This is a genomic window from Streptosporangium sp. NPDC004379, from assembly GCF_042873875.1.
In the GTDB taxonomy this organism is placed as follows: Bacteria; Actinomycetota; Actinomycetes; order Streptosporangiales; family Streptosporangiaceae; genus Streptosporangium.
This window is the reverse complement of sequence record NZ_JBIAMC010000005.1, coordinates 287,221-299,389: the sequence shown is the minus strand read 5'-3', so window position 1 is coordinate 299,389 and position 12,169 is coordinate 287,221. Positions and strand designations below refer to the sequence as shown.

At 69.6% G+C, this 12,169-nt stretch carries 12 protein-coding genes; 9 read left to right on the top strand and 3 right to left on the bottom strand.

The window, feature by feature from the left end; genetic code table 11:
• Positions 1–103: 103 nt before the first annotated feature.
• From ACFYSC_RS13590 to ACFYSC_RS13580, 3 genes are all read left to right on the top strand, one after another.
• Positions 104–931 carry a helix-turn-helix domain-containing protein gene (locus ACFYSC_RS13590; protein WP_389960800.1) on the top strand — a complete coding sequence of 276 codons (828 nt, stop codon included), beginning with the start codon at positions 104–106 and terminating at the stop codon, positions 929–931.
• A gap of 9 nt (positions 932–940) precedes the next feature.
• On the top strand, positions 941–1,183 hold the full coding sequence (locus tag ACFYSC_RS13585; RefSeq protein WP_389960798.1) for a DUF397 domain-containing protein: 243 nt from the start codon (positions 941–943) through the stop codon (positions 1,181–1,183).
• Positions 1,184–1,488: 305 nt separating this feature from the next.
• Entirely contained in the window at positions 1,489–1,917 is a 429-nt protein-coding gene (locus ACFYSC_RS13580) for a carboxymuconolactone decarboxylase family protein (RefSeq protein ID WP_389960796.1), read from the top strand.
• 97 nt (positions 1,918–2,014) lie between these two features.
• Here ACFYSC_RS13580 and ACFYSC_RS13575 read toward each other — a convergent pair whose 3' ends face one another.
• Positions 2,015–3,274, bottom strand: a complete 1,260-nt coding sequence (locus tag ACFYSC_RS13575) for a nucleotide sugar dehydrogenase (RefSeq protein ID WP_389960794.1) — start codon at positions 3,272–3,274, stop codon at positions 2,015–2,017.
• A gap of 698 nt (positions 3,275–3,972) precedes the next feature.
• Here ACFYSC_RS13575 and ACFYSC_RS13570 point away from each other — a divergent pair.
• The 6 genes from ACFYSC_RS13570 (at position 3,973) to ACFYSC_RS13545 (ending at position 10,837) form a co-directional block, all read left to right on the top strand.
• Positions 3,973–5,913: a DUF4082 domain-containing protein gene (locus tag ACFYSC_RS13570; RefSeq protein WP_389960792.1), complete on the top strand. Its 1,941-nt coding sequence runs from the start codon at positions 3,973–3,975 to the stop codon at positions 5,911–5,913.
• Between the two features lie 253 nt (positions 5,914–6,166).
• Entirely contained in the window at positions 6,167–7,303 is a 1,137-nt protein-coding gene (gene rffA, locus ACFYSC_RS13565) for a dTDP-4-amino-4,6-dideoxygalactose transaminase (RefSeq protein WP_389960790.1), read from the top strand.
• 42 nt (positions 7,304–7,345) lie between these two features.
• Positions 7,346–7,945, top strand: a complete 600-nt coding sequence (locus tag ACFYSC_RS13560; RefSeq protein ID WP_389960788.1) for a GtrA family protein — start codon at positions 7,346–7,348, stop codon at positions 7,943–7,945.
• The gene (locus tag ACFYSC_RS13555; protein WP_389960786.1) at positions 7,942–9,009 is read left to right on the top strand and encodes a glucose-1-phosphate thymidylyltransferase; all 1,068 of its coding nucleotides are present in this window, start codon (positions 7,942–7,944) and stop codon (positions 9,007–9,009) included. The genes ACFYSC_RS13560 and ACFYSC_RS13555 overlap by 4 nt, the downstream gene beginning before the upstream one ends.
• Positions 9,006–9,980 (top strand): dTDP-glucose 4,6-dehydratase, encoded by a 975-nt coding sequence (gene rfbB, locus ACFYSC_RS13550; RefSeq protein WP_389960784.1) that lies wholly within the window; start codon positions 9,006–9,008, stop codon positions 9,978–9,980. The genes ACFYSC_RS13555 and rfbB overlap by 4 nt, the downstream gene beginning before the upstream one ends.
• 134 nt (positions 9,981–10,114) lie before the next feature.
• Positions 10,115–10,837, top strand: coding sequence for a class I SAM-dependent methyltransferase (locus ACFYSC_RS13545; protein WP_389960782.1), 723 nt, complete (start codon positions 10,115–10,117; stop codon positions 10,835–10,837).
• A 72-nt stretch (positions 10,838–10,909) separates the two neighbouring features.
• Here ACFYSC_RS13545 and ACFYSC_RS13540 read toward each other — a convergent pair whose 3' ends face one another.
• Both ACFYSC_RS13540 and ACFYSC_RS13535 read right to left on the bottom strand, forming a co-directional pair.
• Complete coding sequence (locus tag ACFYSC_RS13540; protein ID WP_389960777.1) at positions 10,910–11,422, bottom strand: GNAT family N-acetyltransferase; 513 nt, start codon at positions 11,420–11,422, stop codon at positions 10,910–10,912.
• 10 nt (positions 11,423–11,432) lie between these two features.
• Entirely contained in the window at positions 11,433–12,155 is a 723-nt protein-coding gene (locus ACFYSC_RS13535) for a WbqC family protein (RefSeq protein ID WP_389960775.1), read from the bottom strand.
• Positions 12,156–12,169 lie beyond the last annotated feature (14 nt).

Genomic DNA, 12,169 nt, shown 5'->3' with positions numbered 1-12,169 from the left:
GGACTTCAATAGCTCATATTGAAATTCCACAGTTTCCTTGTCCAAGGACGGAGATACGTGCATGGCTACCCGGCGCAGCCCGACAGCTCGGCATCGCCGTCTCATGGCCGAGTTGGCTCGGTTGAGGGAGGACAGCGGGCTGTCACGGGCGGAGGTGGCGGAGCGGATCGGCTCCACCGACACCACCGTATGGAGATACGAGACGGGTCTCACCCGTCCCAAACCCTCCGACGTGGCAGCCCTCACCGATGTGTACGGCGTGACGGGCGCGGCACGGGAGACCCTGGTGCAGATGGCCAGGGAGGCCCGGCAGCGTGGCTGGTGGCATCGCCACCGGCAGGCTCTGAAGCCTGGCTTCGACTCCTACATCGGACTGGAGGCGGAGGCGTCGGTGGTGCGCTCCTACGAGCCACTGGTCGTCCCCGGCCTGATGCAGACCGAGGCCTACGCGCGTGCCGTCATCGAGGTGACCACAGTGACCCATGCCCCTCCTGAAGTCGACGAGAAGGTCACCGTACGCATCTCACGCCAGCAGTTGCTGCACGGCCCCGGCGAGCCGATCCAGCTCGTCTCCGTGCTCGACGAAGCGGTGCTCCGCCGCCAGGTCGGCGGACCGAAGGTGATGCGTGAGCAGCTGGAGCACCTCGTCGATCTCGGCAAGCTGCCCAACGTGGAGATCCGGGTCATCCCGTTCTCCGCGGGGGCGCACGCCGCGATGGACGGCCCGTTCTGCCTGCTGGGCTTTCCCGAGCCCGGCGATCTCGACCTGGTCTATCTGGAGCAGGCGGCGAGCGGGCTCGTCCTGGAGGATCCGGACGAGGTGCGCCGGTACACGCTCATGTTCGGGAGCCTCACCGCGATGGCTCTCAGGGCGGACGCCTCGGCCGCCTTCATCGCGGAGCTGGCGAAGAAATGTTCCAACCAGCGATAGGAAGAAAGAGTGCAGAGGTCCACCATGGATCTGTCCAGCGTCGCGTGGCGCAAGAGCAGCCGCAGTACCGGAGGGAACTGCGTCGAAGTGGCGATCGTGCCCGGCGACCCGGTCGTGGCAGCCCACAAGGCCCAGGAGGACGAGCTCTACCTCGTCCGTGACTCCAAGGATCCGGACGGCCCGGCCCTGGCGTTCACCCAGGGTGAATGGGACGCCTTCCTCGGCGGGGTCAAGGACGGCGAGTTCGGCTGACAGATCTCCCTCCGGGGGGACCGGTCCGCCGGTCCCCCCGGCCCGGCCGGAGGTTCCCTCCGGCACCATGAACAGGGCCGGGAGTCCCCTCGGGGGCTCCCGGCCCTTCCGTTCCCACCGTCGGCAAACGGAAGGGACAATCGTTATGTAACGTCCACCGCCCGTTTAAACGACATAGTGATAAATGTTGGGATGGAAAGTCGGCAACGGCTTTTCCCGGCGCGGAAAATGACCAACGATGGACGGGGTGAGACGCCATCCATCGTGCTCGTCCCCGGCCGGCTGGCGACGGACCGGAGGGCGGCATGAACCAGTGTCCGGACGACAGCACCTGTGACCGCCAGGCGCGCGGGTTGGAGATCATGAGACGGGTCCACGGCGGTGACGACGCCGGCGACGGCTCCGCGGCGGCCGGTGCGGGGCGGGACGGGGGCTCCGGTGAAGGCGCCGGTGACTTCTTCGGCATGACCGTGGAGCACCTGTTCGGCGAGGTGTGGTCCCGGGAGGGGCTGAGCATGCGCGACCGCAGGCTCCTCCTGCTCGGCCTCCTCGTCGGCCAGGGCATGGACGACCTGGTGGAGATCCAGCTCGACGCGGCGCTGCGGACCGGCGAGCTGACCCCGGACGAGCTCCGCGAGATCGTCATCTTCCTCACCCACTACGCCGGGTGGCCCCGCGGCTCCCGGCTCAACACCCAGGTCGAGGAGCTGATCGCCCGCGTCATGCGCGCGTAGCGGACCGCGCGGCGGCATGCCGTACGGCCCACCGCGCGAGACGGCGAAGCCCGGCCGCCCGTGCCCGCGCGGGCCGTACGGGAACGGCCGGGACGGTTCAGAGGTGCTCGACGTTGGGCCCCCGGCAGCGGCGGCGCGTGTCGAAGACGAACGGGCTCACCCGCTGGACCTGCTCGTAGTCGAAGCGGTCGTGGTCGGTGAGGACGACCACCGCGTCCGCCTCCGACAGCTCCCGTTCGGTCGCCGCGACCAGCTCGATCCCGGGCGGCGCGAGGTAGGCGTCCACATGGGGGTCGGCGGCCCGCACGTCCGCGCCCAGCTTGACCAGGGCCCTGGCCACCTCGATCGCGGGTGACTCGCGACAGTCCCCGGCGTTGGCCTTGTAGGCCAGGCCGAGCAGGAGCACCCGGCTGTCCCGCAGCGGCCGGCCCTGCCGGTTCAGCGCGAGGATGAGCCGGTGCACGACGTGGTCGGGCATGTGGTCGTTGATGTCGTTGGCCAGCTCCACGAAGCGGAAGTTGTGCCCCAGGGCGCGCTTGACCTTCCACGACAGGTAGGAGGGGTCGATCGGCAGGCAGTGCCCGCCGACGCCGGGGCCGGGGGTGAACCGCAGGTAGCCGAACGGCTTGGTGGAGGCGGCGTCGATGGCCTCCCAGACGTCGATCCCGAGTTGCTGCGCGAAGATGGAGAGCTCGTTCACCAAGGCGATGTTGACGTGCCTGAAGGTGTTCTCCAGGAGCTTGCACAGCTCGGCCACCTGGAGCGAGGAGACGCAGACGACGTCCCGCACGATGCACCCGTAGAACTCGGAGACCTTCCGCAGGGACGCCTGGTCGATCCCGGACACGACCTTGGGGGTGTTCTCCAGGTGCCAGCGCGGGTTGCCGGGATCGATGCGTTCGGGGCTGTAGCCGAGGAAGAAGTCCTCCGGCGTGCACAGTCCCGACCCCTCCTCCAGCAGCGGCCGCAGGTACTCCTCCGTGGTCCCGGGGTAGGTGGTGGACTCCAGGATCACCGTGGCGCCGGGCCGCAGGAGCGGGGCGATCGACTCGCCGGCCGAGCCGATGTGCCTGAGGTCGGGGACACCTTCGCGCAGGGGTGTCGGAACCGTGATCACACAGACGTCGAAGCCCTCGGCGTCGGCGTAGTCGGTGCTGGCGACGTAGCGGCCGGAGCGGTGGGCCGCGGACAGCGTCTCGTCCTCGACGTCCTCGACGTACGACTCGGCGGCGTTCAGTCGTTTGACCCGCCAGTCGTCGACGTCGACGCCCACCACGTCGAACCCCGCCTGGACCGCCCGCATCGCCAGCGGCAGCCCTACGTATCCCTGGCCGACAACGACCAGCTTCTCCCCCATATCCGCACCCCCGTCACTTAGAGCGATATACCCCTGACTGTAAGAGTCCGGTGCGCTTGCGACGCCGTTTCGGCCGCGGCCCGGGCGTGTCGTACCCCGGCGGGACCGGGACGATGCCGGAGGCGCGGCGGAAAGACCACCATTCATAACGCATAAACCAAATAATGGGCGGAATGGCGGGTGGGTAAATTATATTCCATCGACGCACCAAAAGACGTCTTTCGTGCTTTTCCGGAGACCTGGACGCACCTGCACCGAGGCACAGTCGTCAGCGTACGGCGCGGCGCCCTCCGCCGGCACGGCGTATCCGCGCGTTCTCCCGCACCGCCCGCCGTGGGCGCGCCGGACCGCGGACACGGCGAACGACACACGAGCCGGCGGGCGCCGCGAGATCTCACAGCCGGCTTCAGGCCACGGGGCACACCGGACGCCTGACCCGGCACGGAGCCAGCGAGGAGTTGTGTCGTATGTCCGATCCCTATCGCGATGCCGTCGACCCGCGGACCGGGATGACCGCCGCGCCACAGGAGCCACGGCGCGGAAGGAGCCGCCGATGGCCACTGGCGCGCCCAGGCCGGACGGCCGGCCGCGCCGCGCGGCGGGTCGCCACCGCGCCCGGGGGGAGAGCCGGCCGGTCGAAGGTCCTGCCGCGGAACGGTCCCCGCGCCTGGCTGAGGACGTCCGTCACCGCCGCTCTCGTGCTGGGCGTGGTCGCCGGGACGCAGTCCGGCGCGGCGGCGACACCGCCCCTGAGCATCGGCAGCGCCACGCCCTTCGCGACGCTGGCCGGAACCGCGGTCGTCAACACCAACCTCACCTCGATCACCGGGGACCTCGGGGTGAGCCCGGGCTCGTCGGTGGTCGGCTTTCCCCCCGGCACCGTGTCGGGCACCATCCACGGCGCCGACGCCGTCGCGGCCCAGGCCAGGGCCGATCTGGTCGCCGCCTACAACAACGCGGCCGGGCGGACGCCCGACGCCACCCTGGCCCCGCAACTGGGCGGGACGACCGTGAACCCGGGCGTCTACAACTCCACCGACGGGACCTTCGCGATCAACGGCACGCTCGCCCTCGACGCGCAGGGTGACCCGGACGCCGTCTTCATCTTCCAGGCGTCCAGTCTCACCACGGCGAACGTCAGCAACGTCAGCCTCCTTCGCGGCGCGCAGGCGAACAACCTCTTCTGGCAGGTCAGCGGCAACACGACCCTGGGCACGTACTCCACCTTCCGGGGGAACCTCCTGGACCGGAACTCGGTCACGGTGAACGGCGGCGCGGCCGTCTTCGGCCGCGTGTTCGCCCTCAACGGCACGATCAGCACCCAGGGCACCACGAGCCCGCCGGCCACCCGCATCACCGTGCCGAACGACCCGCCGACCACCACGACCCTGGCCTCGTCCCCCAACCCCGTCTGGGTGGACCGGCCGGTCACCTTCACCGCCACGGTGGCGGCGACCAGCGGCACGGTCGTCCCCGCCGGCGAGGTGGTCTTCAAGGACGGCCCGACCATCATCGGCTCGGCCTACCACAGCGGTCTGGCGCCGGCCACGTTCACGACCTCGGGCCTGTCGGCGGGAGACCATCACATCACCGCCGTCTACCTGGGCGGGGACACCTTCGACCACGAGGCCGTGATCCACTTCGCCCCGAGCACGTCGCCCGAGCTGATCCAGTCCGTGTCGGACAGCCTGTGGGACAAGAAGGCCACACCGGCGGTCCCGGCCCAGCCCGACTCCCAGGACGTCACGATCGGGGTGAAGTTCAAGCCCGCCACGGACGGCGTCATCACCGGCATCCGCTTCTACAAGGCGCCGCAGAACAACGGAACCCACTTCGGAAGCCTGTGGACCAGCGGCGGCACCCTGCTCGCGAACGCGACCTTCACCAACGAGACCACCTCCGGCTGGCAGCAGGTGAACTTCGCCACACCGGTCCCGGTCACCGCGGGCACCACCTACGTCGCCTCCTACCACACCGGCGGCCGCTACTCGGTGACCAGGCCCTACTTCACCGCGCCGTACGTCAACGGCCTGCTCACCGGTCTGGCGGACGGCGCCGAGGGCGGCAACGGCGTGTACACCTACAGCCCGGCGAACGCCTTCCCGACGAGCACCTTCCAGTCCTCCAACTACTGGGTCGACGTGGTGTTCAGACCGTCGAACAGCCTGTGGGACGCCTCGGCCACACCGGCGGTCCCGGCCCAGCCCGACTCCCAGGACGTCACGATCGGGGTGAAGTTCAAGCCCGCCACGGACGGCGTCATCACCGGCATCCGCTTCTACAAGGCGCCGCAGAACAACGGAACCCACATCGGAAGCCTGTGGACCAGCGGCGGCACCCTGCTCGCGAACGCGACCTTCACCAACGAGACCACCTCCGGCTGGCAGCAGGTGAACTTCGCCACACCGGTCCCGGTCACCGCGGGCACCACCTACGTCGCCTCCTACCACACCGGCGGCCGCTACTCGCTGACCAGGCCCTACTTCACCGCGCCGTACGTCAACGGCCCGCTCACCGCGCTGGCGGACGGCGCCGAGGGCGGCAACGGCGTGTACACCTACAGCCCGGCGAACGCCTTCCCGACGAGCACCGTCCAGGCCTCCAACTACTGGGTCGACGTGGTGTTCGAAAGCACCTGACGCCGCACCCAGTGCGGCCGGTCGCGTCGCGGAGGCGCCTTCCGGCGCCCCGCGACGCGACCCCGGGCCTCCCGGCTCCCCATGAAAGCGGAATCCCAAAAGCCATGGAATATCTCTGATACCGGTATAAGCGGCCTGGAAAGCATCGAGCGGCAAAAGTAAAACCTGTGTGATCCTTCCCCAGGAAATGGGGTGTGATGTGTGGCGACGGCCCGATTTGTTGTTCACTGCGGCAGTGAGCCCAACCCAAGTGATGACAGTCCCCTTCAACCGGACGTATATCTCAGAAAACGAGTTCGACTATCTCGCGGAGGCCGTGCGCGGGGGATCGACCTCCGGAGACGGGCCGTTCACCCGCCTGGCCGCCGGCCTCCTGGAGAAGCTGACCGGGTCAGGCCGTGCGCTGCTGACCACCTCCTGCACGCACGCGCTGGAGCTGTCGGCGATCCTGCTGGACCTGCGGCCCGGCGACGAGGTGATCATGCCGTCGTTCACCTTCGTGTCGACGGCCAACGCCTACGCCCTGCGCGGGGCCGTACCGGTGTTCGTCGACTGCAGGCCCGACACCCTGAACCTCGACGAACGCCTGGTCGAGGCCGCGATCACCGACCGCACGCGGGCCGTGGTGGCCGTCCACTACGCGGGTGTCGGCTGCGCGATGGAGGTCATCGGCGGGCTCGCGGAACGCCACGGCCTGGCTCTCGTCGAGGACAACGCCCACGGGCTGGGCGGGTCCTACCGGGGCCGACCCCTCGGGTCGTTCGGGAGCATGTCGGCGCAGAGCTTCCACGAGACGAAGAACGTCCAGTGCGGGGAGGGCGGCGCGCTGCTCCTGAACGACGCCGGCCTCGTCGCGCGGGCCGAGATCGTCCGGGAGAAGGGGACGGATCGCAGCCGGTTCTTCCGCGGCCAGGTGGACAGGTACCGGTGGGTCGACATCGGTTCGAGCTATCTGTCGTCCGACGTCCTCGCCGCGCTGCTGACCTCCCAGCTGGAGTCCTTCGAGGAGATCCAGTCCCGGCGGCACGCCGTGTGGCGGAGGTACCACGAGGAGCTGGCGGACTGGGCGGCGGAGAACGGGGTCTCCCAGCCGATGGTCCCGGACGGCTGTGCGCATCCCGCGCACCTGTACTACCTGCTGCTGCCGGACCTGGACGACCGCCAGGCGTTCATCGCCCACCTTTCGGGCAGGGGCGTGCAGGCGGCGTTCCACTACCAGCCGCTGCACACCGCCCCCGCGGGCGTGCGGTACGGGCGGGTGGCGCCGGGCGGCTGCCCGGTCACCGAGGACGTCGCGGACCGTCTCGTACGGCTGCCGCTGTTCGCCGGCCTGGACGAGGCCGGCGTGACCCACGTGATCGACGCCGTCCGGGCCCACCGGGTGCGCTGATCCCGCTCCCGTCTCCCGACCACCGTTCGGAGTGACCGCCGTATGGTCGAAACCGCAAGTCAGCAAGCCCGCGACGGGACCGCGCGTCCCGGACGGCGGGCTCCGATCCCCGCGCTCGGGGGACGTCGCGCCGGATATCTGGCGGCCGGCGCGATGACGGCCGTGATCTATCACGTCCTCCTCGGCCTGGAGTTGCTCGCCACCGACGGCGCGGTTCCCTACGTGGTCCTGCTCATGACCGGCCACCTGGCCACCTCGTTGATCGTCTATCCCTGGTACAGGCTGGTGGTCTTCCGGGCCTCCGGAAGCTCGTGGGTCATCGGTTACCTGCGGTTCTACGCGGTGGGGCTGGGTTTCCTGGCGGCATCCGTCGTCGGCGTCCCGCTCCTGGTCGAGCTCGCCGGCGCCCCGGTCCTGGTGGCGCAGGGCCTGATCCTGATCGCGAGCCCGCCGCTGGGCTACGTCGTCCACCGGACCTGGACCTTCTCCGGTGGCGGGGAGGCCCGGCCCTGGAAACGCATCCCATGCTCTTCGACGGAACGCAGGGCGTCGTCGAGCCGTCTGCCGGAACCGCACGGACATCCGGACGGGCGGACCGTCCTGCGCCCAGGAATCCCTCACGGAAGGACCCAAGGATCATGAAGGCGCTCGTTCTGGCGGGCGGAAAGGGATCGAGGCTGCGTCCGCTGACCTATACCTCGGCGAAGCAGTTGGTCCCCGTCGCCAACAAACCGGTGCTCTACTACGGGCTCGAAGCGATACGGGACGCGGGCATCCACAGCGTCGGCATCGTCGTCGGCGACACGGCTCACGAGATCCGGGAATCGGTCGGGGACGGCTCGCGGTTCGGCCTCGACGTGACCTACATTCCCCAGGAGGCCCCCCTGGGCCTCGCCCACTGCGTCCTGATCGCCCGGGAGTTCCTCGGCGACGAGCCGTTCGTGATGTATCTGGGGGACAACTTCCTGGTGGACGGCATCGCCGGCCTGGTGGATGCCTTCCGCGGGTCGGGCAACGACGCCCAGATCCTGCTCACCAAGGTCGCCGAACCGCAGTTCTACGGGGTCGCGGAGCTCGGGCCGGACGGTGAGATCATCGGGCTGGAGGAGAAGCCGGAGCACCCGCGCAGCGACCTCGCGATCGTGGGGGTCTACACCTTCTCCCCCGCCGTCCACGAGGCGGTCCGGGCGATCACGCCTTCCGCCCGCGGCGAGCTGGAGATCACGGACGCGATCAAGTGGCTCATGGACAACGGCGGCCGCGTCCGCTCACACTTCGTCAGCGGATACTGGAAGGACATCGGGCGCCTGCAGGACATGCTGGAGTGCAACCGCATCGTCCTTGAGGCGATCGAACCGAACGTCCGGGGAACCGTGGACGGGTTCTCGGAGATATCGGGACGCGTCCTCATCGAGCCGGGGGCACTGGTGGAGAACTCGGTGATCCGGGGGCCCGCGGTCGTCGGGGCCGACAGCAAGATCATCAGCTCGTACATCGGCCCCTACACCTCGATCGGCGCGAGGTGCGTGCTGGAGAACGCCGACGTGCAGTACAGCATAGTTCTGGAGGACTCCGCCATCAGAGGCGTCCCGGGGCTCACCTACTCCCTGATCGGCCGGAACGTCGAGGTCAGCCGGGCCAGGGGGGTTCCCAACACACATCAGCTCATGGTCGGCGACCACAGCAGAATCCAGGTGCGGGCATGAAGATCCTCGTTTCGGGCGGCGCCGGATTCATCGGCTCCCACTACGTGCGCTCACTGCTGTCCGGCGAATACCCCGGCTACGAGAACGTCCAGGTGACGGTGCTGGACAAGCTCACGTACGCGGGCAACCCGGCGAACCTGCACCCGGTCGCCGGGCATCCGCGCTTCACGTTCGTCAGGGGGGACATCACCGACGTCGGGCTGCTCGCCGACGTGGTGCCCGGCCACCACGTGATCGTCAACTTCGCGGCCGAGACGCACGTCGACCGCTCGATAACCGGCCCCGAGGACTTCGTGGTCACCAACGTCCACGGCACGCAGCGGCTCCTGCAGGCGGCGCTCGACACCGGCGTGCGCACGGTCGTCCAGGTCTCCACCGACGAGGTGTACGGGTCCATCGCCGAGGGGTCCTGGACCGAGTCCGAGCCCCTGCTGCCCAACTCCCCCTACGCGGCCTCGAAGGCGGGAGCCGACCTGCTGTGCCGCGCCTACCACCGGACCTACGGGCTCGACGTACGGGTGACCCGCTGTTGCAACAACTACGGCCCCCACCAGTACCCGGAGAAGCTCATCCCGCTCTTCGTCACCAACCTGATCGACGGGCGGCGGGTGCCCCTGTACGGCGACGGCCGGCACATCCGTGAATGGCTGCACGTCGACGACCACTGCCGGGGCATCCAGCTCGTGCTGGACAAGGGTTCGGGCGGCGAGATCTACAACATCGGCGGCGGCGTCGAACTGACCAACCGCGAGCTCACGGAACGCCTGCTGGCCGCCTTCGGCGTGGGCTGGGAGATGGTCGAGCCGGTGCCGGACAGGCTCGGGCACGACCGGCGCTACGCCCTGGACAGCGGCAAGATCGAGCAGATCGGCTACGCGCCCCTCGTCGGCTTCGACGAGGGACTCGCCCGGACCGTGCGGTGGTACCGCGACCACCAGGAATGGTGGCGCCCGCTGAAGAGGGCCGACTGACGGCCGCCGGGCCACCCCGGCGGCCCCGATGCCCCGGTCACGTCTCCCGGGTCCGCCGCGCCCCGGGTACCCAGGCGCGCCTGGCAAGGCCGCGGCTACCTGTCGTCTGTACGGTTCCCGGAAAGGTGTGGGTCATGGAGGCCACTCAGATTCGCCGCACGGTCGAGGTGGAGGACCGGCACTGGTGGTATCGCGAGCGACGCGCCATCCTCGCGCGCGAGCTCCGCCGGATCGGCGTGCCCGGCAGGGCGCTCGACATCGGCGCGGCCGGGGGCGGCAACACCCGCGTGCTCGTCGGGCACGGGTGGGACGCGCTGGCCGCGGACTACTCGGAGACCGCGGTGGAGCTCGCCCGCGCGCGCGGTCTGCAGGCGGTCCACGCCGACGCCCGGGACCTGCCGCTGCCCGACACGCGGTTCGATCTCGTCCTGGCGTTCGACGTGCTGGAGCACATCAGGGAGGACCGTGAGGCCGTCCGCGAGATCGTGCGCGTGCTCCGGCCGGGAGGGACCGCGCTGATCACGGTTCCGTGTGACATGGCCCTGTGGTCGGCGCACGATGTCGCCTCCTCCCACGTCCGCCGGTACACCCGGGAGGGCCTGAACACCCTGCTGACCGGGGAGGGCCTGGTCATCGACCGCCTGTGGAGCTGGAACGTCCTGCTGAGACCGGTCGTCGCCTGGCGCAGGAAGCGCCTCACCGGATCCGACGTCACTGAGACGTCGCACCTGGTCAACATGAGTCTCGGCGCCGTCGTCATGGCCGAGAGGTACCTGCCGGTCAAGTCGCTTCCCGGGGTCTCCCTCATCGCGAGGGCGCACCGTCCCCGGACGGCCGCGGGACACCCGCCCCGCTGACGCCTCCCCGGCCGGCTCCGCGTCACCGGGTGCCGCCGCGTGGCGGCACCCGGTGACGCGGAGCCCCCGGGCTCACCGGTCCGGGCGCAGCACCGAGTAGAGGGCCTGGTCGTGCCAGCGGCCGTCCCGCCACTGGGCACGGCGCAGGATCCCCTCGCACTCGAATCCCGCCTTCTCCAGGGCGCGCCGCTCGCCGTGGTTGGCGACGTCGGTGAACGCCTGGACGCGCTCGGCCCGGGTGTGGGCGAACAGGTAGTCCACGAGCTCGCCCTGGGCCCGGGTGCCGACCCCCTTGCCGCGGAAGCCGGAGAAGACGCAGATGCCCAGCGCCCAGCACCAGCAGGTGGAGTCGGGCCCCCAGCTGGTCATCCACCACACCACCCAGCCGGCCGGGTCGCCGTTGACGTCGATGGTGAGGCGCCCGGAGCCGGAGCCGAGGAGTCCGTTCTCGGCGAACTCCCGGCGTAGCGCGTGCGGGGAACGGTGCCCGTACCACTGGAACTCGCCCCTGAGCTCCGGGGTGGCCCGTTCCGTCTCGAAGGCGTCCAGGTCCTCCTCGCGGACCGGCCGCAACATGATCTCCATGACCTTCCTCTCAGGGACGAGCCGGTGCCCGCTGCGGCGTGCCCGGCGGAGCGGTCTTCAGGTGCTCGGCGGCCTTCGGCCCGGTGTTGAGGATGAGGTCGAGGACGCTCACCTGGTGGTCGAACGGCGGATGGAGTTGCGGGTACTCGGGGTAGCCCGAGTAGTCGAACCACCGGACGCCGATTCCCGCTCTCCGGAAGAGGTCCTCGTCGAGGTAGGCCCGCGCGGCCGGGCCGGTGACGTACTGGGTGGCGCCCGCCTTGCGGCACAGGTCGACGAGGCGCTCGGTCCTGGTCCCCACCGCGCGGTAGTCGGCGGACCGGCGCAGTTCGGTGCCGATGCCGAGGATCGAGCAGATCCCCTCCAGGAAGTGCCGGTTCACCTCGGACAGCCGGTCGCCTCCGCATTCGAGGTAGAGCCTTTCCAGGACCGGGGCGAACTCGTCGAAGCAGGGAGCCTTCCGGTAGCTCTGCGCGAGAATCCGCCAGTGCGCGGCGTTCCAGCCCGGGTCGGCGACCGTCATCTCGCTGATCAGCCGGCCGCGGGGGCCGCTCCTGAGCGGGATCGAGAGCCACCGGGGACCCGTCGCCGTCTTTATGCGGTTACGGTTGCGCCAGTCCCGGTCGGTGTACTGCACGTCGTCGAGGAGGATGAACTCGTCGACGCCGGCGATCAGATCGAAGTACCCCTTCCACGGGATGTAGTTCGACTGCACTATCGCGACGCGTTTCATGCGCTCCACCCCTC

Coding starts and splice junctions, on each gene's coding strand:
- ACFYSC_RS13590 (WP_389960800.1), top strand. CDS start 104: ATGGCCGAGTTGGCTCGGTTGAGGGAGGACAGCGGGCTGTCACGGGCG.
- ACFYSC_RS13580 (WP_389960796.1), top strand. CDS start 1,489: ATGAACCAGTGTCCGGACGACAGCACCTGTGACCGCCAGGCGCGCGGG.
- ACFYSC_RS13575 (WP_389960794.1), bottom strand. CDS start 3,274: ATGGGGGAGAAGCTGGTCGTTGTCGGCCAGGGATACGTAGGGCTGCCG.
- rffA (WP_389960790.1), top strand. CDS start 6,167: ATGACAGTCCCCTTCAACCGGACGTATATCTCAGAAAACGAGTTCGAC.
- ACFYSC_RS13560 (WP_389960788.1), top strand. CDS start 7,346: ATGGTCGAAACCGCAAGTCAGCAAGCCCGCGACGGGACCGCGCGTCCC.
- ACFYSC_RS13555 (WP_389960786.1), top strand. CDS start 7,942: ATGAAGGCGCTCGTTCTGGCGGGCGGAAAGGGATCGAGGCTGCGTCCG.
- rfbB (WP_389960784.1), top strand. CDS start 9,006: ATGAAGATCCTCGTTTCGGGCGGCGCCGGATTCATCGGCTCCCACTAC.
- ACFYSC_RS13545 (WP_389960782.1), top strand. CDS start 10,115: ATGGAGGCCACTCAGATTCGCCGCACGGTCGAGGTGGAGGACCGGCAC.
- ACFYSC_RS13540 (WP_389960777.1), bottom strand. CDS start 11,422: ATGGAGATCATGTTGCGGCCGGTCCGCGAGGAGGACCTGGACGCCTTC.
- ACFYSC_RS13535 (WP_389960775.1), bottom strand. CDS start 12,155: ATGAAACGCGTCGCGATAGTGCAGTCGAACTACATCCCGTGGAAGGGG.